Raw genomic sequence first — 23,083 nt, forward strand, 5'->3', positions numbered from 1 at the left:
CGCGGCTCCGCCCTCGGCTTCCGCAACCTCACCAACTACATCGCCCCCTCCCTACTCGAAACCGGCGGATTCAGACCACAACTACACCCTCGTTTGGGATGAGCCCGATAACCTCGGGCCTGGAGGCTCTCGGGGAGGTTGGCGCGGACGCGCCAGGGGCGATTGCTGCAGACCCGGGTGGCCGTGCCGTCGGGCCAACTCGGGAATGCCCGGCGAGCCGGCGCCGCCGACACTCGCAGGGCACGCCCCATCACGGTCAGAGGCCGGACTCGGGTGTGCGGATGAGGATGCGGCGGCACTCCTCGCAGCGCAACACCTCATCCGCCGCAGCCGCACGGATCGCCGTCAGGTCGGCCGCATTCACTTCCAACTGGCACCCCAGGCACCGCCGGGCATGGAGCATCGCTGCGCCCACACCGCCCTTGTCCGCGCGCAACTTTTCGTAGAGCCCCAACAGGTCGCCGGGCAATTCATCGACCAACTGTTGCCGGGGAGCGCCCACCTCGGAAACCTGGGCACTGAGCCCTGCAAGAGCTTGGTCACGCTCGCTTGTCGCCGACGCGATCTGCTCATCGAGGGCCGCGACCGCACCGCTGGCCTCGGCCACGATCTCATCCGCGCGCTCGGCCCGTTCCATCACATCGAGCTCGATCTCCTCGAGGTCAGCCTGGCGGCGAGCGAGCGAGACCAACTCGTGCTGGAGGGCCTGCAGGTCCTTCGCGCTGCCCGTGCCGGCATCCAGTCGCGCCTGGTCTCGTGCCGCGCGGTCACGCACGAGCTGGACATCGGCATCGCTCTTGGCCAACTCCCACTGGACATCGCTTTGCGCGGTCTGCGCACGCACCAGATAGTCGCCCGCGGCCGATCGCTGCTGCGCGAGTTCGGCCAGGCGCGCCAGGACGGGCAGATGGGTGCGCTGCCGCTCCAACTGTTGCAGCGTCGAGTCGAGCTTCTGCAGATCGAGCAGGCGCAACTGAGCGCGGGGTTCGGCCTTCACGTGGGCATCGTCTCCTTCGGCGTCGCCCCCAACCTACCCGGAGCCGAGACGGCCCGGGCCCACCGACTAGGGCGCGAGGACGAAGCTCCACGGATCGGTGCAGATCTCGCTCACGAACACCTCGACCGCATCACCGAGCCGCGATATCAAGGCATCGGCCGCCGGGCGCAGCCAGGTCGCCTCACTGGCCCAATGGCCGGCGTCGATGAGATAGGGCCCCCCGTCACGGGCGTCTTCGCGCGCCTCCAGCGCCGGATGATGCCGCAGGTCAGCGGTGACATAGACATCGGCCCCGCTCGCACGAACAGCGTCGAAGAAGCCGTCACCGGAGCCCCCGGCGACCGCGATCCGTCGCACGGCGGCGTCGGCCGGACCGCTGACGCGCACCCCGACCGGCGCCTGCGGCAGCGCGCCCGCGAGCCGGCGCGCGAACTCCCCCAGCGTCATCGACTCGGCGAGCTCACCGACGCGGCCCATCCATTGCCCCTCCTCCAGCAACAGCGGCTGCGTGGACCCGAGCCCGCAGGCGGCCGCGAGCGCCGCGTTGACGCCGTCGGCGGCGACATCGGCATTGGTGTGAGCGACATACAAGGCGATGTCCGCAACGATCAGCGCCGTCACCCCGGCGCCCTTGGCCGTGGTCGTCGCGACCGAGTGCACCCCGCGAAACAGCAGGGGGTGATGGGTGAGCAGCATATCGGCGCCGAGCCGGCGCGCCTCGTCGATGACGGCCGTGGTCGGGTCCACGGCCAAATGAATACGCCCGACGGGTTGCCCCGGATCACCGGTGACCAGGCCCACTCGGTCCCACGACTGCGCGGTGGCCGGCGGGTAGAGCCCCTCTAGAACGGCGATGACATCGGCCAAGGTCGTGCTCACGTGGGCCCGGCCGGGCTCGAACCGACGACATCCACGGTGTAAACGTGGCGCTCTACCAACTGAGCTACAGGCCCTCGCGCACCGCGGCGGGCGGGGCGCAGAGGCATTGTGTCAGGACTTGACCGCTGTCGCGGACGCCTCGGCGAGCGCCTCGCGATAGCCGGCGAAGTCGCGCCGCTGCCCGGGCCCATTGATCAGGGTCCAGCGGACCACCCCATCGCGGTCGATCAGGAAGGTGCCCCGAATCGCCATCCCTCGGTCCGCGTCGAAGATCCCGTATGCCGTGCTCACCGCCCCGTGCGGCCAGAAGTCGCTCAGCAGCGGGAAGAAGTAGCCCTGGGCATCGGCCCACGCACGCTGGCTGTAGACCGGGTCGCAGGAGATGCACAGCACCTGCACGTCATCGGACTCGAAGCGTCCAAGGTCGTCACGGATCTCGCTTAGCTCACCGGCGCAGATCCCCGAGAAGGCGAAGGGGTAGAAGACCAGCAGGACGTTCTTGGAGCCCGCAAAGTCCGCGAGCGCGACATCCTGCCCGTTCTGGTTGGGAAGCGCGAAGCCGGGAGCGCGGTCGCCGGCGGTGAGAGGGGCAGGCACATGGTCAGACTATTTCCTTGCCGACTTCGGCGGGACGAGACGGTTGGCCGACCAGTCCGCTGCGACGGCCACGGTGCCGGTCGCGTGCAGGCCCGCGGTCACCGCGGCTTCGTCGATCTCGGAGGCGTCCACCTCGCCCGCTCGGCCGGCGCGCGGCGTCAGCAGGATGATCGACGCGCCGTCGGCGAGATTGGTCAGCGAGTCCACGAGGGCATCGACCAGATCGCCGTCGCCGTCGCGCCACCAGAGCAGCACGGCGTCGACGACCCCGCTGAAGTCGTCATACTCCAGTTCGCCGCCGACCAGGTCTTCGACGGCAAAGCGGAAGTCCGCATCAACGTCGTCGTCGTAGCCGAACTCCTGGACGATCTGCCCGGGGGCAAGTCCCAGTTTGGGAAATGTGCCGGCCCCCCCGACCGCGGGGCTGTTCACGCCGTTACTCCGTCCATGCGCCTTGCGAACCGGCTTGCGCCGGTACCTTGCCAAGCGAAGATAGTGCACCCGGACAGGGCAGGGGCGCAGTTGCCGCGGGCGGGTTTCCGGCACCCCCGGACTCCACAGCACGGGCCCCTGCCGCGCGGACAGCCTCCGCATTGAGCAATCTCGTCGCCTCGGCCAGCGCGAGGTGACGCACCACCGGGTCGACCGGCCCGGTCGTCGAGTGCAGCTTGACATTGGCCAGGCCGAGCCGGCGTTCGAGCGGGCCCTGATCCAGCGTCAGGGATTGCACGCGGGCGTGCGGGACCAGTTGGACGCGACGGCCCAACCAGCCGCCCCGGCTGACCAGCGCCGCCGAAGTCACGGCATACCCGATTCGCTTCCAGGACAACGGATCCAGCACTCGGGCGTTCGGCGGAATCCCCACGAAGCTCGGCGACGGGCCAGGCGCGTCCATGCCCTCGATCACCTCCGGCAGCGACCAGCGCGGTCCCATCGCCGCCAGGATCGCCAGGGCCTCGGCCCGCGTGCCCACGGGGATCAGGGCGTTGTCGCCCTTCTCGTCCGGGTCGCGGTGCACACCGGCCACATTCACCTCGATCCGCCACCAATCGACGGCACGCCACAGGGCCGGCTGACTGATCTCGACCGCCTGGATGCGGTGCAGCGGGACGGTCGTCGTGCGCAACTCGGTCAGACCGTGCCGGATCCGGATCGCGCTGCCCGAGGCGTCGACGCGGAAGTTCATCCACGTCGAAAAGCGGCCCACTTGCTGTCCGAGAGCGCCGAGGACCATCGGCCCGAGCCACGGCAGCACGAGAAGCGATCCGGTCACGAGGGCGACGACCAGGGCAGGGATCGCGAGCACCAGGAAGGCGGCGTTGAAACTGAGCAGCGTCGCCGCCCACACCCGCATCGCCGGGATCCGCGCAATCGGCACCTCCCCCACATCGTGCCCGTATGCCGTTCGCTCACCCCCCGCTGTCGCCGCACCTCCCGCCGGGCTCGCCGGCGCCTCGCCCGCGACGCCCTCGCCGCCGGCTTTCTCTGTGCCACCGAGGCCGGACCCGGCGTCGCGGGGCGAGCCGCTGGGGTCACCGGCGAACACCTCGCTGCCCTGCCCGGCGGCCGCACGCAGCAGCGCCTGCCGCACCTCGGCGGCGCGAGTCTGCGGCAGGTAACTCAGCTCGATATTGGAGTCCCGGCCACCAGCCGCCTCGATCCGAACGCTGGAGAGACCGGCGAGCCGGGCCAGCAGCGGACGGGTGACGTCGACGGCCTGGATGCGGTCGTAACGCACCTGCCGGTGTTGTCGATTGACGATGCCGTGACGCAACTCCACCGTGGTCGGGCCGAGGCGATAGGTGGTGTTGCGCCAACTGACCCACGACCCGGCGACGACGAGGACGACGATGACCAGCCCGACACCGGCGATCTGCAGCAGGTGGCCCTGGGTCGGGTCATCCCCATGCCGCCCGAAGAGGTTGTCGAACTGGGTGCTCAGCCAATACCCGATGGCGCCGGTGATCATCACGCCGCCGCGCAGCAGCGGCGTCAGGGGATGGACGTGGGTCCACGGCACGTCGGCCTGCGCGCCGCGGTCGGTGATGTCGTCCGCCGGAATCGTCACAGTCCCGCCCGTTGCGCCTCACCGCGAGCGGTCAGCCGTTCGCGGAGGGCCTCCGCCGCTGGCAATTCCAGCCCCGGCACCCGGCCGCCGCTGGCCGGGGAGGCCGTGTGGATCGTCACGCTCGCCAGTCCGAAGTGACGCTCCAGCGGGCCGGAACCCATGTCGGCATACTGCAATCTGCCGTAGGGAATGCTCACCAGCCGCCGGAAGAGCCGCCCGCGGCGAATGACGATCTCCTCGGGTAGTTCGGCATAGCTGATGGCACTGACCTGTCGCCCGATCAGCCAGAACTGCCACAGGAAGAGTGCCGCGACGACGCCGGGAAGCCCCCAGAGCCACCGGCTGACGGTCGCGGCCAGGACGGCCGTCGCCAGCAGGAAGGGCAGGTAGGCGAGCAGCAGGCCGATTCGGCGGGCGCTGGCCAGGCGCGGCGAGATCCGGCGCCAGGGCACCTCGGCGTTGTCGTCGTAGAGGGCCACGGTCATTGGCCCAGTCTGCCTTGCCGAGCGACGGCCGCAGCCCGGCGGGCCGAACGACCGCAGCCTGGCGGTCCGCAAGACCGCGGCCCGGTTGTGCGCCCGGACCTGGCAGGGTAGAGGATGGAGAACGAATGCGTTCCAGATCACATCGAAGGAGACTGCCGCCGTGGCCAAGACCGAGGACGTAGGCCCCATCCTCAACGGCATTCCCACCGGGCTGCCCGACATCGACCCCGACGAGACCCAGGAGTGGCTCGACTCCCTCTCCGGGGTGATCGACGAGAGCGGGCGGGCGCGGGCGCGCTATCTGATGCTCCGGCTTCTGGAGAAGTCGCGGGAGCTGCAGGTCGGCGTGCCCTCGTTGACCACGACCGACTATGTCAACACCATCCCGATCGAGCACGAGCCCTGGTATCCGGGCGACGAGGCGGTCGAGAAGCAGATCCGCCGGATCAACCGGTGGAACGCCGCGATGCTCGTCCACCGCGCCCAGCGCCCCGGCATCGGCGTCGGCGGCCACATTTCCACCTACGCCTCCGCGGCGACGCTCTACGAAGTCGGGATGAACCACTTCTGGCGCGGCAAGGATCATCCTGGTGGCGGGGACCAGATCTTCTTCCAGGGCCACGCCTCCCCCGGCATGTATGCCCGGGCCTTCCTCGAAGGCCGCTTGGGCGCCGAGCAACTCGACGGCTTCCGTCAGGAGAAGTCGCACCTCGTCGACGGCAAACCGCTCGCGCTGCCGTCGTATCCGCACCCGCGCCTGATGCCGGAGTTCTGGGAGTTCCCGACGGTGTCGATGGGCCTTGGGCCGATGAACGCGATCTATCAGGCGCAGTTCAACAAGTATCTCGGCGACCGCGGCATCAAGGACACGCGCGACCAGCACGTCTGGGCCTTCCTCGGCGATGGCGAGATGGATGAGGTCGAGTCTCGCGGCCTGCTGCAGACCGCTGCGATCAATGAGCTCGATAACCTCACCTTCGTCATCAACTGCAACCTGCAGCGCCTCGACGGGCCAGTCCGCGGCAACGGCAAGATCATCCAGGAACTCGAGGCCTTCTTCCGCGGTGCGGGCTGGAATGTCATCAAGGTCGTTTGGGGCCGCGGCTGGGATCCGCTGCTGGCCGCCGACCACGAGGGCGCCCTGGTCAATGTCATGAATCAGACGCCAGACGGCGACTACCAGACCTTCCGCGCCAATGACGGCAAGTATGTCCGCGACTTCTTCTTCGGCCGAGACCCGCGCACCCGCAAGATGGTCGAGAAGTGGAGTGACGACGACATCTGGTGGAAGCTCAAGCGCGGCGGCCACGACTACCACAAGGTGTATGCCGCCTACCGCGCCGCGCTCGCCCATGAGGGCCAACCGACGGTCATCCTGGTCAAGACCATCAAGGGGTATTCGCTCGGCTCGCACTTCGCCGGGCGCAATGCGACGCACCAGATGAAAAAGATGACCCTGGATGACCTCAAGGGCTTCCGCGACACCCTGCACATCCCGATCAGCGACGCCGTACTCGAGGCCGATCCCTACCTGCCGCCCTACTACCACCCGGGCTTCGAGGACGACGCGATCAAATACGCGCTGGAGATGCGCGGCAAGCTCGGTGGCGGTCTGCCGCAGCGACGGGTCGACTACACCCCGATCAAGCTGCCCGGAGACGACGCCTACCGCGTGGTCAAGAAGGGCTCGGGCAAGCAGCAGATCGCCACGACCATGGCCTGGGTGCGCTTGCTGAAGGACTTGATGCGCGAGCCGGAGTTCGGCAAGCGCGTCGTTCCGATCATCCCCGATGAGGCACGCACCTTCGGGATGGACAGCTTCTTCCCGACCATCAAGATCTATAACCCGCACGGGCAGACGTATCGCTCTGTCGACGCCGACCTGATGCTCGCCTACAAGGAATCGACGTCCGGGCAGATCCAGCACACCGGGATCAACGAGGCCGGCTCGCTGGCCGCCTTCACCGCGGCCGCCACGTCCTATGCGACGCATGGGGAGCCGATGGTGCCGATGTACATCTTCTATTCGATGTTCGGCTTCCAGCGGACGGCCGACTCCATCTGGGCAGCGGCCGATCAGATGTCGCGCGGCTTCCTGCTCGGTGCGACCGCTGGACGCACGACGCTAACCGGTGAAGGCCTGCAGCACGCCGACGGGCACTCGCTGCTGCTGGCCGCCACGAACCCGGCCGTCCGGGCCTACGACCCGGCCTTCGGCTACGAGATCGCGCACATCATGCGCGACGGCCTGGAGAAGATGTATGCCACCAATGGCGATGGTGACGACCACAACGTCATCTACTACCTGACCCTCTACAACGAGCCGATGGTGCAGCCGGCCGAGCCGGGCGACGTCGACGTCGAGGGGATCACCAAGGGCATCTACCTGCTCGACTCCCCCGAGGGCGACGGGCCGCGTGTTCAGTTGCTCGCCTCGGGCGTCGGCGTGCCGTGGATCCAGGAGGCGCAGCACCTGCTGGCCGACGATTGGGGGGTGCGCGCCGACCTCTGGTCGGTCACCTCTTGGTCCGAACTGCGGCGCGAGGCGCTGCAGATCGACCAGTCGCGCTTCCTTCACCCTGAGGTCGAGGTGGAGGACCCGTATGTCACGCGCCAGCTCGCCGGCCGGCGGGGACCGGTCATCGCGGTCTCGGACTACATGCGGCAGGTCCAGGACCAGATCGCGCAGTGGGTGCCCGGGGAGTTCCATTCGCTCGGGGCGGACGGCTTCGGCTTCTCCGATACCCGCGCGGCGGCCCGGCGCTTCTTCCACATCGACGGCCCGTCGGTCGCGGTCCGCGCCCTGCAGGCCCTCGCGGCCCGCGGCGAAATCGACGCCTCGATTCCGGGTCAGGCGGCCGAGCGGTACCGGCTGCTCGATGTGACGGCCGGCGCCTCCGGCAACGCCGGTGGGGAGTCCTGACCCGCCCGTCGCAGCTGTCTACCGCGGCAGCTGTGGGGTGATCACCCCACAGCTGCCGCGGTCGGGCGCACGCGGTCGGGATGGTCGGTGATCACCGTGTTCAACCCGGCCGCGACGTATGCCGCGACCACGCCCGCCAGATCGCCCGGCTCGGCCGGGTCCTCGCTCGAGCGGAACTCCGGCGGCAGGAAGGCGTTCTCGGCGCGGAAGGTCCAGCAGTCCACCCGCAAGCCGGCCGCGTGGGCGTCGGCGAAGACCGAGGTGGGCTCGCCCAATGCCCCCTCAGCGGCGCCCGGGAAGAGCACGCGGCGGCCCGGCCCGATCGCGGTCACGACGTGCGCGACCTCGGCGAGGGCAGGCGGGCGAAGGGCGCGGCCATACGTCCATTCCGGGTGACCGGGCACGCGACGATGGGGATCCTCCTCGACGAGGAAGACCAGGCCGTTCTCGACGCCCAGCCCGCGCAGGCGGGCGAGGAAGCCGAAGTCGAAGGACATCACCTCGACCGGCGACTCACCGCCGAGTGCGTGGGCCGCGCCGAGGGACTCGATCAGCGCCGGCTCGATGGGCAGGCCGATCTCGGTGAAGTACTCCGGCGACTTGACCTCCAGCTTCAGCCCGACCGGCCGGCCGAGTTCCTCACTCAACCTCGACCTGAGCTGAAGGATCTGCTCCAGCGAGGCGATCCCCCACTCGCCGTCATGAGCAGTCGATCGGAGCGCGGGCAGCGGCTCGACGGCCCGGAGTCGCTGGACTTCGGCCCAGGTCAGGTCCTCGGTGAACCAGCCGGTCTGGGTCAGGCCTTCGACCGCCCTGGTGGCACGCAACGACGCGAACTCCGGGCGGCGGGCGATGTCGGTCGAGTGCGCGATATTGCTCTCGTGCCGCGCGACGAGCACCCCGTCCCGCGTCATCACGACGTCGATCTCGAAGGCGTCGGCGCCCTGCCGGATCCCGAGTTCGTAGGCCGCGAGGGTGTGCTCGGGCAGGTAGCCGCTCGCCCCGCGGTGGGAGACGATGCTCGGTCGGGTGGTCATCGCCCCAGCCTAGGACCGCCCGGCGCGCGTGAGCCCGCTCAGCGAGTTCGGCGAGTTCGGCGAGCCCGGTGCATCCAGGCGAGCAGCTCAGGGGCGGTGTGCCCGACGTCCTGATAGAGCTGGCGATCCTGGAGCTGCAGGTGCCCCGGATCCCCCAGACCCGGCTTCGCCGGCTCGGAGTCGGGAATCAGACGCCAACTCCAGCGGCGATAGGCATCGACGGCGAAGGCCAGCACGACAACGGCTGCCATGAACGCCACCACGATTTCGATCCCCACCGCCCCAGCATCCGCGCACCCGGCAGCGGAGTCAACATCACCGCCGCCCGCGCAACGGTGGTGACGTGTCGCGGGACGCGGGCGCACGGCATACGGGCACTTTCATAAGCTGTGCGCTGTGTCCAAAGTCCTGACTTCACTGCCCGTCGGCGAGCGCGTCGGCATCGCCTTCTCCGGGGGCCTCGACACCTCGGTGGCCGTCGCCTGGATGCGCGAGAAGGGGGCCATCCCGTGCACCTACACCGCCGACCTCGGGCAGTACGACGAGCCGGAGATCGAGACCGTGCCCGGCCGGGCGGGTCAGTACGGCGCCGAGATCTCGCGGCTGGTCGATTGCACGAGCGCGCTGGTCGAGGAGGGATTGTCGGCGATCGCCTGCGGCGCCTTCCACATTCGCTCCGGCGGCAAGACCTATTTCAACACCACGCCGATCGGGCGCGCGGTCACCGGCACCCTGCTCGTGCGCGCCATGCACGCCGATGATGTCTCGATCTGGGGTGACGGCTCGACCTTCAAGGGCAATGACATCGAGCGCTTCTACCGTTATGGGCTGCTCGCCAATCCCGCACTGCGGATCTACAAGCCGTGGCTGGATGCCGACTTCGTCGGCGAGCTCGGCGGGCGGCACGAGATGAGCGCCTGGCTGACCGAGCGCGGACTGCCCTATCGCGACAGCCAGGAGAAGGCCTACTCGACCGACGCCAACATCTGGGGCGCCACGCACGAGGCGAAAACCCTTGAACACCTCGATGTGTCGCTGGAGACCGTCGAGCCGATCATGGGAGTGCGCTTCTGGGATGCCTCGGTAGGCATCGATGCCGAGGACGTGACGATCACCTATGTCCAGGGCCGGCCGGTCGCGATCAACGGGCGCGATCTCGATTCGGTCGGCCTCGTGCGCGAGGCGAACACGATCGGTGGCCGGCACGGGCTCGGCATGTCCGACCAGATCGAGAACCGCATCATCGAGGCGAAGTCGCGCGGCATCTACGAGGCCCCCGGGATGGCCCTCCTCTATATCGCCTATGAGCGCTTGCTCAACGCCGTCCACAACGAGGACACGGTGGCCAACTACCACGCCGAGGGTCGGCGTCTGGGCCGCTTGCTGTATGAAGGCCGGTGGCTCGACCCGCAGTCGCTGATGCTTCGCGAGTCCTTGCAGCGGTGGGTCGCGTCCGCGATCACCGGGCAGGTCACCGTCCGCCTGCGCCGGGGCGACGACTACACGATCGTCGACACCCGCGGCGAGAATTTCTCCTATCACCCGGGCAAGCTGTCGATGGAGCGCGTCGAGGATGCCGCCTTCGGCCCCGTGGACCGGATCGGTCAGTTGACCATGCGCAACCTCGATATCGCCGACTCCCGCGCCAAGCTCGAGCTGTATGCCGCTCAGGGCCAGTTGGGCGTCGGCCACGTCGAGCTCGTCGGCCGGTTGGAGCCGGGCGGGGCCGCTGAGATCGCCGCCAACCCGAGCGTCGACCCCGAGGGCGACGACGCCCTGGACGCGGCTGCTATGGAGTTCGGCACTGACTGAGCCTTGCGTCCGTGCGGCTCGGCACCCGGTCTGGATCAGGAGCAGACGGCCACCGTGGCCGTGGTGAACCTTTCGAAAGGCGTCGTCCAGTCCCCCAACAGGGCGCTAGCCTCTTCCTGGGTCTTGCCGACCAGCGTGTCGCTGATCGCTTGCATATCGGCCAGCAGGCCTAATGCGTCGGATGGGACAGCATCGATCACGTCCCGTGCGAAGGCTGCATCTAGATCCGCTTGAGTCACGCTGCCGGTCGCGGACTTCAGGCCGATCGTCGTCAACGCGGCGAGGACCTTGGACATCGCCGCACACTCCGGCGAATCCGCGCCTCGGGGCTTAATCGAGGCGGAGGAGCCGCCGCCTGTCATGGCTGAGGTGGCTGCCGTAGCACTGGCCGTGGCCGTTTCGGGACTTCCCGCCGGCGACGAGGCCGGCGTGAGCACAGTAGACGCTGAGGGCGAGGGAGTCGACGCGCCAGAGGAACAGCCGCCGAGAGCGAGCACAGTGGCGGCGAGGACGAGAGTGCCTTTGGCTGGCATACGTGATCATCTTCCGTGCGACGTGGCCCTGCGTCGTGAAGGGTATTGACGTCGTCGCCGCTTGCGCTAGGGCCTACCGGCACCCCGCCGACCCCCGCGGCCGCAGGATGGACCGGGCGACGACAGCTTTTCCGCCCGATGCCATAACCCCTCGTGCGCAAGAGAAGGTATTCCCTTGCGCACGAGGGGTTTCGGGCATCGGGCGGGAAAGCTGCGACGGCGCCAGGTGGGTCAGCCGCGCGGGAACATCGCCGGCGCCAACGGGGTGACCTTCAGGCTTTGCACGCGGGCGGCGCCACCCTCGGCCCAGACGCCGATCCGGTCGCTGCCGGCCGATGGGAAGACCTGGTCGGTGATCGACGTCTTGCCGCCCTGAGCAAAGACCTCCACGGAGGAGCGGTCGAGGTAGATCGATAGGGTCAGTTTGCCGCCCACCAGCGCCACCGAGGCATCATCGATGGAAGGGAAGGAGGACGCAAAGTCGAGCTTGCCGCTGGCTGTGCGATCGACATACAGCCGGCCGGTTGCCATGTCGTAGCCGATGAGCGTGCGCTCCGAACCATCCGCGTTGCCATGGACGGACAGTCCGAAACGCGTGGCCGTCCCGGGCGTGAGCACGGCGTCGATGCGTGCCACGCTCGCGGCCTTGGGCAACAAGGTCTCACCCGAAATCGACTGTGCCGCAGCGGCATACGCCTGCGCGCTCAGATCCAACCCACCGGCTTGCTGCACGACGCGCGAGACCAAGCGCGGCCCCTTGGGCGTCGGCGCGAGCCACACATTGCGCGGCAGCGCCATGGCACTGCGCCACGGCGAAGTCGGGATCTCGTTGGCGTAGTCCCAGTTGTTCATCCAGCCGATCATGACCCGCTTGCCCGCGGGGACGTCGTTGAACGACACCGCGGCGTAGTAGTCCCGGCCGTAGTCGAGCCAGTCATAGCCCTCGGCACGCGTGGGTGCGGGCGCCGTCCCGAAACGGAACTCGTCGGCGAGGATGTGCCCCCAGCCGAAGCGGTTGTTGTCGACGATCTCGATGTGCGCCTGCTTGCCGGCATAAGGCCGCAGGTCGAAGGCCTGCCAATCAAGGTATTCACTGTTGCTCCCGGTCGCCGATGCCACGACCTGGCCATCGACGACGAGATTGACCGCGGTTTCGTCCGAGCGGACCGTCGCGGGGACATCGCCCATGACAACGTGATCCATCGTCAGATGCCCCCAGCCACCCGTGGCCTGGTCCCAGACGCGCAATTGCGCAGTGCGGCCGCGCAGTTCGCTGACATTCCAGTTGCGCCAGTTGAGCGCCCCGTCCCCGGGCCCGGTGAGTGAACGCACCACCTCACCGTCGACGAGCAACTGGATCTCCAGACTGCCGTCGGTGCGCTTGCCAGCGCCGACCAGCATGCTCAGGTAGTCGCCGGTGATCTCGAAGGCCGGCGAGGTCATCGATCCGGTGTTGTCGTCGCCGCGCGGTCCGCCTTCCCAGGTGTTGATCCGCTTGCGGCCGATGAAGTAGTCCCCACCCGCCGTCGAGGGGTTGCGCCACGGGTCGGTCGCGAAGTCACCGGTCAGGCTCCATCCGGTGTCGGCGAGGGTGGTGCCGTCGGGGAATTCGAACCCGTCCCACAGCAGCGTGCCGGGCGGCGGTTCGTTTCTCAGCTGGGCACCGTCGACGTGCGGGTGCTTGCCGCCACCGACGAGAAAGTTCACATAGTCCGATTCGACCGTGAAATCGGGTGACCGCAGCGTTCCTACCGGCCAGTCGTGATCGAGGAATCCGTTGACCAACCCACGTCCGACGAAACCGCTCACCGGGTTCTGTCCTTCCAGGGTGCCGGTGGCCGGCGCTTGACCCCAGGGGCCGCCCTTCCAGTTGCCCGGTTCGTTGGCCACGGTCCAATCGCCATAGGTCCCGTCGTTGAAGTCGGCGAAATTGGTCCCAGTGGGCAGACTGTCGGCCGTCACGGTGCTCTGCGAGGTGAAGGTCGTGCCGTCGAAGTCGCCCACGAAGTACTGTCCGCCACTTCCCCCGGCGACGGCACCCGGGTTGATGTTGACGACGAGGACCCACTTGCGCTCCTTGGTCCCCTGCACTGCCAGCTGGAACAAGTCCGGGCATTCCCACTGCCCGCCAACGGCATTCGCGGGCCCGAAGTCGCTCAGATAGGTCCAGTTCTTCAGATCGGCCGACTTGTAAAGCAGCACCCGGTGCTCCTGCGCCTCGACGGCCGCCATCACCCAATAGGTGCCGGCCGGGCCGGAGTAGCGGAAGACCTTCGGGTCTCGGAAGTTCGCCGAGTCGCGGTTGAGGACGGGGTTGCCCGTGTACTTCGTCCAGGTCTTCCCGGCGTCGAGGCTGTAGGCCAGAGATTGGGCCTGCTTGCCGGCCAGGGTCGGGTGCTTGTCGGTGTAGGCGCTGGTGTAGATCGCCACCAGCGGCGGATTGGTCTTGGTGCCGAGCCCGGAGGAGTTGGTCTTGTCGACGACGACCGAGCCGCTGAAAATGTCCTCGATGCTGTCGCCGGCCTCGTTAAAGGTCTGCGCAATGGCGAGCGGCTGCTGCGTCCAATGGATCAGATCCGGCGAAGTGGCGTGGCCCCAACTCATATTGCCCCAGCGGTTCCCCGAGGGGTTGTGCTGGAAGAAGAGGTGATAGGTCCCCTTGTAATAGACCAGGCCGTTGGGGTCGTTCATCCAGTTCTCGCGCGGCGTGAAGTGAACGGCCGGGCGGTAGGGCTCCTCGCCGACGGCCACGCTGGGCGTGAGCCCGGCGGGACCGACGCTCGCGCCGGCCGGCGCAATCAGGGCACCGACGCCCACGGCAGAGCGGCGACGGCGCCGAAGTGCCATCGGATCGAACGCAGTGTCTTCATTGACTTTCCCCTTGGTGCGTGTGTCGAGCGGCAGCAGCGCGCACGGCCCTCCCATTGGCCCGCGGCGATCGCCCGTAGGCGATGTTGACAACGTTGTCAATCAGCAACCAATGGGAACTGTAGGGCATGGTTAGGCGGTTACCAACAGGGTGCGCCAGCTAATCCCGACCGACGCTCGACCTGGACGAGATTGGGACGACAACGGATTTGTCGTGCTGCCACAAATAGGGTGCAGTTGTGAGCGGACCGACGCAGTTGTCGAGTGCCCAACGCGAGCGGGTGACACGGCATACGGACGACCTGACGCGCGCGGCCGTCGCCGACATCGAGTCCCGCCACGAGTGGTATGCCGCCCTGCCCGCCTCGGAACGCTCCTACGTCGCGCTCATGGCGCACGCCGGCGTGGCGGACTTCGTCGACTGGCTGGGCGGCGAAACGCCGACAGAAGCCGCCGGCGCCGCCGTTTTCGAGGCCGCACCGCGCGAGTTGACGCGCTCGATCACGCTGCGCCAGACGCTGGAGTTGATCCGCTCGGTGGTCGATGTCATCGAGGCACGGGCAGCCGACATCGTCGGCGAGCAGTGGGCCCCCGCGATCCGTGAAGCGATGCTGCGCTACAGCCGAGAGGTGGCCTTCCGAGCCGCCCACATCTATGCCGATGCCGCCGAACAACGCGGCGCCTGGGATGCGCGCCTCGAAGGCCTGGTCGTCGATGCGATCCTGCGCGGCGACGCCGACGACGCGATGACCTCGCGGGCTGCGGCTCTCGGCTGGGGGGCCAGGTCGCGCGTTGCCGTCATCGCTGCTAGTCCCCCGAATCCGTTGTCCGGCACTGTGATCGATCCCGCTTATGTGCTCGACCTCGTGCACCGGAATGCGAACCGACACGGTTTGCACGTGCTGGCTGCCGTCCAGGCGGGGCTGCTCATCATGCTCATCGGCGAAACCGATGACGCCCTGCGGGATGCCGCGATCCTGGGCGAGGATGTCGGCGAGGGCCCGATCGTGGTCGGCCCGACCGTGCCACATCTCTTTGCAGCCGGGCGTTCGGCGCGTGCGGCAATCTCCGGGCACGCCGCCGCGGCCGCGTGGCCGGATGCCCCCCGGCCGGTGTCCGCTGGCGACCTGCTGGCCGAGCGCGCGCTGCTCGGCGACATCCCCGCCCGCAACACCCTGGTCAGCCGCATCGTGCGGCCCCTGCAGACCACCTCGGGCGGCAGTCTGCTCGACACAGCCGCCGCCTATCTCGAGAGTGGCCGCTCCCTCGAAGGCGCGGCCCGCCGGCTCTTCGTCCACACGAATACCGTGCGTTACCGCCTCGGCCGCATCGCCGAGCTGACCGGCTACGACATCACCGACACCCACGAGGCGGACACCGTGCACCTCGCGATCCGGTATGCCCGGCTCCGCCCACCAGCCGCCGCGCCCGTGGCGCGATCCTGAGCAGGACCGCGAGCACCCGCGCGGCGCGCCCGACCAGATGGTCAAGTTGTGGGTGTCCTACAAACCGTCCGAGCCTTTTGCGTATCTTGCGCTCCCCCAGAGGCTGCCCGAAGTACGAGACCCTGAAGAGGTGATCGCAATCGTCTGCCCCGGACAGGGGTCGCAAACGCCGGGCTTCCTGACGCCCTGGCTCGAGATGCCCGGGCTGCGCGAGCAGTTGACGCAGTTGTCCGACGCCGTCGGGATCGATCTGGTGGCACACGGCACCACGTCCGACGAGGAGACGATCAGGGACACGGCGGTGGCCCAGCCACTGATCGTCGCAGCCGGCCTGTTAACCGCTGCTGCGGTGGCGACCCAATCGCCCCCCGACGTCCTGGCCGGACATTCGGTCGGCGAGATCACGGCCGCGGCGATTTCCGGCGCCCTGACTGAGGCGGACGCGCTCGGGTTCGTCGCTACCCGTGCCAAGGGCATGGCCGCCGCAAGCGCGATCACGCCGACGGGCATGAGCGCAGTGCTGGGCGGCGACTCGGACGACGTCGTCAGCGCCCTCGAAGCCCTTGGCCTGACCCCGGCCAATATGAACGGCGCCGGCCAGATCGTGGCGGCGGGCACCCTCGAGCAACTCGCCGACCTCGCCGCGGCACCGCCGGCCAGGGCCCGCGTCATCCCGCTCAAGGTCGCCGGCGCCTTCCACACCGACCATATGGCGCCGGCCGTCGAGCCGCTCACCGCCTTCGCCGCGCGCATCACTGCCTCGTCCGCCCGCATCCCGGTGCTGTCCAATCGCGACGGTGCGCAGTTGACCGACGGCCCCGAGATCCTTCAGCGCCTTGTCGCGCAGGTCACCAGCCCGGTTCGGTGGGACTTGTGCATGCAGGCGATGCAGGAGGCGGGTGTCACCGGCCTGATCGAACTCGCGCCGGCCGGCACTCTGGTCGGCCTGGCCAAGCGCGGCCTCAAGGGCGTTGAGACCCTCGCGGTCAAGACCCCCGACGACCTGGACGCAGCCGCCCGGATGCTGCGCGACCATACGTCCTCCGCGACCGAAGGTGGCATCGAATGAAGCGCCCGAATCCGTTCGCCCGCAAGGGAACTGGGAAGATCAAGGGCGCGACTGGATGGGCGGGATCCAAGATCCTCGGGGTCGGCGGCTACCGGCCCGAGCGGGTCGTGCCCAACGCCGAACTCGTGGAGGCGATCGATTCTTCCGATGAATGGATCCGCGATCGATCCGGCATCATCGAACGACGGTATGCCCGCCCCGACGAGACAGTCGTCGACATGTCCTTCCCGGCGAGCAAGGACGCCATCGCCATGGCCGGGCTCGAAGCGTCCGACATCGATGCCGTCATCGTCGCGTCGGTGACCCACGAGTTCCGCACGCCGGCAGCAGCGCCGATGCTGGCCGACCGACTGGACCTGCGCTGCCCGGCATTCGACATCTCGGCGGCCTGCGCGGGCTACTGCCACGGCATCGGCCTCGCCTCCGACATGGTGCGTGGCGGCAGCGCCAGCAATGTCCTGGTCATCGGCGCCGAGAAGCTCTCCGATGTCACGGATTTCCACGACCGGTCGACCGCCTTCATCTTCGGGGACGGCGCCGGCGCGGCGGTGGTCGGACGCAGTGACCGACCGGGCATCGGCCCGACGGTCTGGGGCTCCGAGGGCGACAGTTGGGCGACGATCCGGCAGCGGGCCCCGTGGAATGACGTCATCGCCGCCGAGCCCGGCAACGGCGCAACCATTGCGATGGAGGGCCACAAGGTCTTCCGGTGGGCGGTCTGGAGCATGGCACCCGTCGCGCAGCGGGCGATCGAGGCGGCCGGCATCAAGGTCACCGACCTCGACGCCTTCATCCCACACCAGGCGAATATGCGCATCATCGACGCGATGATCAAGCAACTCAAGCTGCCGTCGGACATCGTCGTCGCGCGCGATATCGCCCAGACGGCGAACACCTCGGCTGCCTCCATTCCGTTGGCGACCGAGCGCCTCATCCGCGAAGGGCTCGTGCCCCGCGGCGGCCTCGCCCTGCAGATCGGCTTCGGTGCCGGCCTGGTGTATGCCGCACAGGTCGTCGAGTTGCCCTGATGAGTTCCCGGGTGGTCCACGGGTCAATCGGGCCGATCACCATCAACCCCACACCTAAGGAGAAGAAAGCATGGCTGCCACCGAGCAGGAGATTCTGGACGGCCTCGCCAACATCGTCAACGAGGAGACCGGCGTCGATGTCGCCGACGTCCAGATGGACAAGTCCTTCACCGACGACCTCGACATTGACTCGCTGTCGATGATGACCATCGTCGTCAATGCCGAAGAGGCTTTCGGCGTGCGCATCCCCGACGACGAGGTCAAGAACCTCACCACGGTCGGCGACGCGGTCAAGTTCATCCAGGGCGCCCAGGGCTGACGCCCGATTGGCCCGCGGAGCCGGGCCGACACCCGTGTTGCCGACTGCCCTAACCTCTGCTAGGACACCCCCCGAAGTTTTTCCGTTCCTTCGTCGCTCCAATACTTCGCGGGGACCCCGTCGTCCGTGGTTTCGTAACACGGCCTAGCAGAGGTTAGGGCTCGTCGTCCTAGGGTCTACCCTGCTCCACGACGCCTAACCCCTGCTAGCGGTTAGGTCGCCCAGCCCGCCACCAAAGGAGCTGCCCACAATGACTGATGCACTCACCCGAGACGTCAAAGTCGTCGTCACCGGCCTCGGTGCCACGACCCCACTGGGGGGCGACATCCATTCCACGTGGGAGGCGCTCCTGGCCGGCAAGTCCGGCGCGCGCACGATCGAGGCGGACTGGGTCGCGAAATACGACCTGCCGGTGACCTTCGGGGCTCCCATTCACACGCCCGCCGACCAGGTGCTGACCAAGGTCGAGTGCCGGCGACTCGACCCCAATGCGCAGTACGCCATCATCGCGTCCCGGGCCGCGATGGCCGACGCCGGCTCCCCCGAGGTCGACCCCGAGCGCCTCGGTGTCGTCATCGGCACCGGCATCGGCGGCGTCTGGACGCTTATCGATCAGTGGGACAACCTGCGCGAGAAGGGTCCCCGCCGCGTCTTCCCCCTCGCGGTCCCCATGCTCATGCCCAACTCGGCCTCGGGGAATGTCTCGCTCGACCTCGGGGCGCGGGCAGGCGCTCATACGATTGTCTCCGCCTGCGCCTCCGGCGCCGAATCAATGGGGGCCGCCGCGGAGATGATCCGCTCCGGACGCGCCGACATCGTCGTCGCGGGCGGCACCGAGGGAGCGATGCACCCACTGTGCGTCGCGGGCTTCGCCGCCATGCAAGCGCTCTCGAAGCGCAATGACGACCCCCAGCACGCGTCGCGGCCGTATGACGTGGACCGCGACGGCTTCGTCATGGGCGAGGGCGCGGCCGTCATGGTGCTCGAGTCCGAGGAGCATGCCAAGGCTCGCGGCGCGCGGATCTATGCGGAGTTCGCCGGGCTCGGGATGAGCTCGGATTCCCACCACATGGCGGCCCCCGAGCCCGAGGGCGCCGGCGCCTCGCGGGCGATGGTCGAGGCCGTCGGTCGCGCTGGTCTGGCGCCGTCGGACATCATCCACGTCAACGCCCACGCGACGTCGACCCCGGTCGGCGATGTGGCCGAGGCGAACGCCATGCGACGCGCTTTCGGTGAGTTCGTGGACGGTATGGCCGTCTCTGCGACCAAGTCGATGACCGGGCACCTGCTCGGGGCCGCCGGCGCGCTCGAGGGGTTGTTCACCGTGCTCGCCGTCCACAACCGGATCGCCCCGCCCACGATCAATATCGAGAACATGGACCCGGCCATCAACCTCGACGTCGTCCAGAAGGCCCCCCGCGAGTTGCCCGCCGGCGATATTGCCGCCCTCAACAACTCTTTCGGCTTCGGCGGCCACAATGTCGCTTTTGTGGTCAAGAGCTACTGAGCGCCGAAACTTTCGCTCCGGACGCTGAACGTCCCCCGACCGTGAAGGTCGGGGGACGTTCAACGTTTCCCAGGACAAGGCGGCCGACCCGCCACGCGTCAGGCGATTGCGTCGTCAGCCGACCTTGTGCAACCACCGGACCGGCGCACCCTCACCGGCGTGACGGAAGACCTCCAGCTCGGCGTCCCAGGCAGTGCCGAGCAGTTCTTCGAGCATGTCGGCGACCGCCTCATTGCTGCCCCGCGCATAGAGCAGGACCTCTTTGAGCTGCTGCTCCCCCACGAGGGTGTCGCCATTGGGGGCCATCCAGGCGGAGTGCTGCCCGAGTGCCGGGGTGAAGCACCACCGCATGCCGTTCAGGCCCGGGCTGGGCTCCTCGGTGACCTCGTAACGAATGCCACTGAAGGGCTTGAGGGCGGCCGTGATCTTCACACCCGTACCCGGCGCGCCGGTCCACGACAGTTCCGCGCGCTTAAGGCCGTATGCCGCCCCCTGCTCGGTCCAGTCGAGCACGACGCGGTCCCCGAGCACCGCTTCGAGTGCCCAGGTGAGGTGCGGGCACAGCGCTGCCGGGGTCGAATGGATGAAGACGACCCCGCGCGTGCTGCCACGCGAACTGGTGACGGACATCCTGATCCTCCTGGTGTGCTGTGGACGTCTTCCCCAACGCCAACGTGCGCACCATGCGTCACAGTGATCCGTGCTGGGTATTGTGCCCTATCCGACCCAGCCGCACCATCCGCGGAGGCCCAAAGTCGTTCGCATCAGGCCCGTCGCCGCGGACGTTCAGCCATTTTGCGCTCCCGCGGCCCAAAGAGCGTGCTCAGCGCTTCGACGACGCGTCCGCAACTGGCTTCGACGCGTCCGCGCAAACGGTGGTGGGGCGTGTCGGGCTTGAACCGACGACCGGCGGATTATGAGGCTGCTGTTCTGTAGTGTCACAGCCGATCAGAAACGCTCTGAGCAGGCACAACGGTAGCGGAGAGCGCTGGTGGGCACACGCTGAGTGGCACCCTTTAGGCACCCTTTAGGCACCCTCGCCACGCCCCCGTACACATCTGTGGCATGACGACCGTGACGCTCGACTGGGTTCAGGACGGCGTGACTCCGCACCCGACCGGCGGATACCTGTCCGTGTACACCTCGCGCGACTACACCGAATACGTCAACGACAAGGGCGTGCGTCATCGTCTCGATGGTCCTGCTTACACCCATGTCGGTGGCAGGACCGAATACTGGGTGGAGGGACAACAGCACCGGCTCGGCGGACCGGCGATCGTCGACGGGCTGGAAGAGGCCTGGTGCGACCACGGGGTACTCCACCGACTCGATGGACCGGCGATCACCTCGGCCAACGGCACCCGCGAGTGGTATGTCAACGGGGTACGTCACCGTGAGGACGGCCCGTCGATCGAGAGGGGCAACGGATCCCGCGAATGGCATCTTCATGGCAAGCGCCATCGTGTTGACGGTCCGGCAGTGACCAATCCGGACGGCGCTGTTTCCTGGTGCCTGTACGGGCAGAAGGTCAGTCAGGAGGAGCACGCAGAGATCGTTGCCCTGCTCCGCGAGACCGGTGAGGCACCCGATGCTTGAGTGGACCGAGGACGGTCCGACTGCCTGACCCGCCGATGTCTCAAGACCTGCGCGACACCGGGGAAGCGCCGTAACGGCCGCTTGATGCGCGTACTTGCCGCATGAGGCTAGGTGTGGCGCTCGACATCCGCACCTTCAAACTGCCGAAAGGCTATGACCCTAACCGGCATGCCGCACAACTGCCGGCGGTGCTCGCGAAAGAGTACGGAGCCGGTTGGCGGATCATGTCGACCGATCTCGAGAAGATGGAGGTCACTGCTGTTCGGGAAGCGGCTGTCGCGGAGATCGCCGACGACGACCAGCCAGCGGCATCGGCGGCGGGGGCGAAGCAGCTGGCGAAACTGGTGACCTTGCCGGCGGGAACGAAGATGTCGGACGGCGACAAACTTGCCGCCCTCTATCAGGCGCAGCACCCCGGGTTCTTCATGGTGCAGTTCAACCCGCACCTGCTGCAGGCCCGGCTGGCGACCATGACTGAGGATGAGGTGATCGCACGCGGGAAGCTCGCGGCGGCGTTGAAGGTGAAGCCGTGGGATGTCCTGCTGCGGTCTCGTCCGGACGGCGGGTTCGAGGCGAGGCTGCCGAAGTACACCCCGTCCGAGCATGATGCGAAGCTCGCGGAGGCCGCGGTCCTGATCGGGCGTACCGGATGGTATATCACCGTCAACCCGAAAACTCTTGTTGCACAGGTGATTCCGGCAGACCCGCCGACGTTTCCACGGTCGTTCGCGTTGAACATGTCAGCGCTGATTGCCTCCGACCGATTCAGCCGCTGTCGGCGCTGCTGCCGCGCAGCGTCGTCGACGGTCTCGCCGATGTCGTGCCCGGGCTCGCGTCCGTCAAAACGTCGACGCCGAAGGCTGCTGCTGTCGTTGCGCCGGCTGTTGCGGGCGACGACGTGTTCTGACGCGATTGCCCCGAGCGGTCAAGGCCAGGACCGCTCGGGGTGGTTTCGTTTTTGGTGTTTGGCGAGGATACTTTGTGTCATGACAACCCGCCTACTCTCAACCGGACAGGCTGCGACCGTGATGGGTGTGTCACGCCAACATGTCGTTGACCTGTGTCGGGCCGAACGTCTCCCCTATGTGATGGTCGGTAGCCACCGCCGCATCCCCTCGGACGCGATCCCTCACGTTCTCTCAGACGCAGACAACCTGTCCTACCGGCTCCATCTTGTCGTTGCTGGGAAGCTCGTGCAGAACCCTCTTGCAGTGCTCGACATGGCTCGCCAAAACGTTGAGCACGGGCTTCCTCTACACCGCGAACATTCGCGCGCGGCCGGGCACCTTCGCGAATGGCTAGGCATCATCGACGCCGGTGTAGACGCGACGCTCTCAGCCCTTCTCGATCGAAGCCAGAGAGCACGTGACCTACGGTCAACATCGCCGTTTGCAGGTGTGCTGACCGAGCGAGAGCGGCAGGACGTGCTGAACGGACTGCACAAATGAAACGATCACAGCTGGCGCACATCTTGCGAAGCGCTGCACGCATCGCTGATGACCCTGACGTGCTTGTCATCGGGTCACAGTCGAGAGGTGGGCAGTTTGCTGCACGGCGACGCCCCGAACCGCCGCCGCTCGGCTCATCTCATTAAGTTCCCCCTGTCCCGGACACATAACTGGAATGGACGTCACCGACTGGGTTGAAGATGGCGTCACGCCGCACCCGACTGGCGGTTACGTCAGCGTCGAGGTCCGTTCGGACCAGACGGTCTACCGAGACGCCGACGGTCACCGACACCGGGTTGACGGCCCGGCAGTGGTGACGTCGACCGGCAAGACGCGTTGGTTTCGGCACGGGATCCTTCACCGACTCGACGGCCCGGCGTATGCCAACCCCGGCGCCGTCGCGAAATGGTTCGTTGACGGGAGGCGTCATCGTCTCGACGGCCCTGCGGTAGTCCACTCGCAAGGTCACCGG

Annotated in this window: 20 protein-coding genes and 1 tRNA gene; 9 read left to right on the plus strand and 12 right to left on the minus strand. The window is 67.8% G+C overall.

Going from position 1 to position 23,083, the window contains the following annotated elements; all coding sequences use genetic code 11:
- Window positions 1–256 precede the first annotated feature (256 nt).
- From ABD209_RS17000 to ABD209_RS17030, 7 genes are all read right to left on the minus strand, one after another.
- On the minus strand, window positions 257–997 hold the full coding sequence (locus ABD209_RS17000; protein ID WP_344068459.1) for a zinc ribbon domain-containing protein: 741 nt from the start codon (window positions 995–997) through the stop codon (window positions 257–259).
- A 66-nt stretch (window positions 998–1,063) separates the two neighbouring features.
- Complete coding sequence (locus ABD209_RS17005; protein ID WP_344068462.1) at window positions 1,064–1,876, minus strand: Nif3-like dinuclear metal center hexameric protein; 813 nt, start codon at window positions 1,874–1,876, stop codon at window positions 1,064–1,066.
- Window position 1,877: 1 nt separating this feature from the next.
- Window positions 1,878–1,950 (minus strand) — tRNA-Val (locus ABD209_RS17010).
- A 37-nt stretch (window positions 1,951–1,987) separates the two neighbouring features.
- On the minus strand, window positions 1,988–2,473 hold the full coding sequence (locus tag ABD209_RS17015) for a peroxiredoxin (protein WP_344068465.1): 486 nt from the start codon (window positions 2,471–2,473) through the stop codon (window positions 1,988–1,990).
- Between the two features lie 9 nt (window positions 2,474–2,482).
- Window positions 2,483–2,905, minus strand: coding sequence for a DUF3052 domain-containing protein (locus ABD209_RS17020; RefSeq protein WP_324388024.1), 423 nt, complete (start codon window positions 2,903–2,905; stop codon window positions 2,483–2,485).
- Window positions 2,906–2,909: 4 nt separating this feature from the next.
- Entirely contained in the window at window positions 2,910–4,541 is a 1,632-nt protein-coding gene (locus ABD209_RS17025) for a PH domain-containing protein (protein ID WP_344068469.1), read from the minus strand.
- Window positions 4,538–5,026: a PH domain-containing protein gene (locus tag ABD209_RS17030; RefSeq protein WP_324386502.1), complete on the minus strand. Its 489-nt coding sequence runs from the start codon at window positions 5,024–5,026 to the stop codon at window positions 4,538–4,540. Before ABD209_RS17030 ends, ABD209_RS17025 begins: the two co-directional genes overlap by 4 nt.
- A 160-nt stretch (window positions 5,027–5,186) precedes the next feature.
- On the opposite strand from ABD209_RS17030, the gene aceE reads away from it, so the two are divergent.
- On the plus strand, window positions 5,187–7,949 hold the full coding sequence (aceE, locus tag ABD209_RS17035) for a pyruvate dehydrogenase (acetyl-transferring), homodimeric type (RefSeq protein WP_344068474.1): 2,763 nt from the start codon (window positions 5,187–5,189) through the stop codon (window positions 7,947–7,949).
- Between the two features lie 41 nt (window positions 7,950–7,990).
- Here the strand turns inward: aceE and ABD209_RS17040 are convergent, their stop codons facing one another.
- Both ABD209_RS17040 and ABD209_RS17045 read right to left on the minus strand, forming a co-directional pair.
- Window positions 7,991–8,986, minus strand: a complete 996-nt coding sequence (locus ABD209_RS17040) for a glycerophosphodiester phosphodiesterase family protein (protein WP_344068477.1) — start codon at window positions 8,984–8,986, stop codon at window positions 7,991–7,993.
- A 38-nt stretch (window positions 8,987–9,024) separates the two neighbouring features.
- Window positions 9,025–9,264: a hypothetical protein gene (locus tag ABD209_RS17045; RefSeq protein ID WP_344068480.1), complete on the minus strand. Its 240-nt coding sequence runs from the start codon at window positions 9,262–9,264 to the stop codon at window positions 9,025–9,027.
- A 118-nt stretch (window positions 9,265–9,382) separates the two neighbouring features.
- Between ABD209_RS17045 and argG the strand changes: the two genes are divergently transcribed.
- Entirely contained in the window at window positions 9,383–10,798 is a 1,416-nt protein-coding gene (argG, locus tag ABD209_RS17050) for an argininosuccinate synthase (RefSeq protein WP_344068483.1), read from the plus strand.
- Window positions 10,799–10,833: 35 nt separating this feature from the next.
- On the opposite strand, the gene ABD209_RS17055 is transcribed toward argG, so the two are convergent.
- Complete coding sequence (locus tag ABD209_RS17055; protein WP_344068486.1) at window positions 10,834–11,094, minus strand: hypothetical protein; 261 nt, start codon at window positions 11,092–11,094, stop codon at window positions 10,834–10,836.
- A gap of 468 nt (window positions 11,095–11,562) precedes the next feature.
- Window positions 11,563–14,178, minus strand: a complete 2,616-nt coding sequence (locus ABD209_RS17060) for a glycoside hydrolase family 32 protein (RefSeq protein ID WP_344068488.1) — start codon at window positions 14,176–14,178, stop codon at window positions 11,563–11,565.
- 260 nt (window positions 14,179–14,438) lie between these two features.
- Between ABD209_RS17060 and ABD209_RS17065 the strand changes: the two genes are divergently transcribed.
- From ABD209_RS17065 to fabF, 5 genes are all read left to right on the plus strand, one after another.
- On the plus strand, window positions 14,439–15,644 hold the full coding sequence (locus ABD209_RS17065; RefSeq protein WP_344068491.1) for a PucR family transcriptional regulator: 1,206 nt from the start codon (window positions 14,439–14,441) through the stop codon (window positions 15,642–15,644).
- A 130-nt stretch (window positions 15,645–15,774) separates the two neighbouring features.
- Window positions 15,775–16,713 (plus strand): ACP S-malonyltransferase, encoded by a 939-nt coding sequence (locus tag ABD209_RS17070; protein ID WP_344068494.1) that lies wholly within the window; start codon window positions 15,775–15,777, stop codon window positions 16,711–16,713.
- Complete coding sequence (locus ABD209_RS17075; RefSeq protein ID WP_344068497.1) at window positions 16,710–17,741, plus strand: beta-ketoacyl-ACP synthase III; 1,032 nt, start codon at window positions 16,710–16,712, stop codon at window positions 17,739–17,741. The genes ABD209_RS17070 and ABD209_RS17075 overlap by 4 nt, the downstream gene beginning before the upstream one ends.
- 70 nt (window positions 17,742–17,811) lie before the next feature.
- Window positions 17,812–18,060 carry an acyl carrier protein gene (locus ABD209_RS17080; RefSeq protein ID WP_324386511.1) on the plus strand — a complete coding sequence of 83 codons (249 nt, stop codon included), beginning with the start codon at window positions 17,812–17,814 and terminating at the stop codon, window positions 18,058–18,060.
- Between the two features lie 250 nt (window positions 18,061–18,310).
- Complete coding sequence (gene fabF / locus ABD209_RS17085; RefSeq protein WP_344068500.1) at window positions 18,311–19,567, plus strand: beta-ketoacyl-ACP synthase II; 1,257 nt, start codon at window positions 18,311–18,313, stop codon at window positions 19,565–19,567.
- A 114-nt stretch (window positions 19,568–19,681) separates the two neighbouring features.
- Here the strand turns inward: fabF and ABD209_RS17090 are convergent, their stop codons facing one another.
- A complete protein-coding gene (locus tag ABD209_RS17090) occupies window positions 19,682–20,197 on the minus strand; it encodes a DUF3145 domain-containing protein (protein ID WP_344068503.1) in 516 nt (171 codons plus the stop codon).
- Between the two features lie 435 nt (window positions 20,198–20,632).
- On the opposite strand from ABD209_RS17090, the gene ABD209_RS17095 reads away from it, so the two are divergent.
- Together ABD209_RS17095 and ABD209_RS17100 are read left to right on the plus strand one after the other, a co-directional pair.
- Window positions 20,633–21,163, plus strand: coding sequence for a hypothetical protein (locus ABD209_RS17095; RefSeq protein WP_344068506.1), 531 nt, complete (start codon window positions 20,633–20,635; stop codon window positions 21,161–21,163).
- Window positions 21,164–21,276: 113 nt separating this feature from the next.
- The gene (locus ABD209_RS17100) at window positions 21,277–22,611 is read left to right on the plus strand and encodes an excisionase family DNA-binding protein (RefSeq protein ID WP_344068509.1); all 1,335 of its coding nucleotides are present in this window, start codon (window positions 21,277–21,279) and stop codon (window positions 22,609–22,611) included.
- The last annotated feature ends 472 nt before the right edge of the window (window positions 22,612–23,083 follow it).

Source organism: Nostocoides vanveenii (assembly GCF_039531165.1).
Taxonomy (GTDB): Bacteria; Actinomycetota; Actinomycetes; order Actinomycetales; family Dermatophilaceae; genus Nostocoides_A; species Nostocoides_A vanveenii.

What these genes read in the sequence shown, in the direction of transcription:
- ABD209_RS17090 (WP_344068503.1), bottom strand. Translation starts at nt 20,197, where the DNA reads ATGTCCGTCACCAGTTCGCGTGGCAGCACGCGCGGGGTCGTCTTCATC.
- ABD209_RS17030 (WP_324386502.1), bottom strand. Translation starts at nt 5,026, where the DNA reads ATGACCGTGGCCCTCTACGACGACAACGCCGAGGTGCCCTGGCGCCGG.
- fabF (WP_344068500.1), top strand. Translation starts at nt 18,311, where the DNA reads ATGACTGATGCACTCACCCGAGACGTCAAAGTCGTCGTCACCGGCCTC.
- ABD209_RS17095 (WP_344068506.1), top strand. Translation starts at nt 20,633, where the DNA reads ATGACGACCGTGACGCTCGACTGGGTTCAGGACGGCGTGACTCCGCAC.
- ABD209_RS17060 (WP_344068488.1), bottom strand. Translation starts at nt 14,178, where the DNA reads ATGGCACTTCGGCGCCGTCGCCGCTCTGCCGTGGGCGTCGGTGCCCTG.
- ABD209_RS17055 (WP_344068486.1), bottom strand. Translation starts at nt 11,094, where the DNA reads ATGTCCAAGGTCCTCGCCGCGTTGACGACGATCGGCCTGAAGTCCGCG.
- ABD209_RS17080 (WP_324386511.1), top strand. Translation starts at nt 17,812, where the DNA reads ATGGCTGCCACCGAGCAGGAGATTCTGGACGGCCTCGCCAACATCGTC.
- ABD209_RS17075 (WP_344068497.1), top strand. Translation starts at nt 16,710, where the DNA reads ATGAAGCGCCCGAATCCGTTCGCCCGCAAGGGAACTGGGAAGATCAAG.
- ABD209_RS17040 (WP_344068477.1), bottom strand. Translation starts at nt 8,986, where the DNA reads ATGACCACCCGACCGAGCATCGTCTCCCACCGCGGGGCGAGCGGCTAC.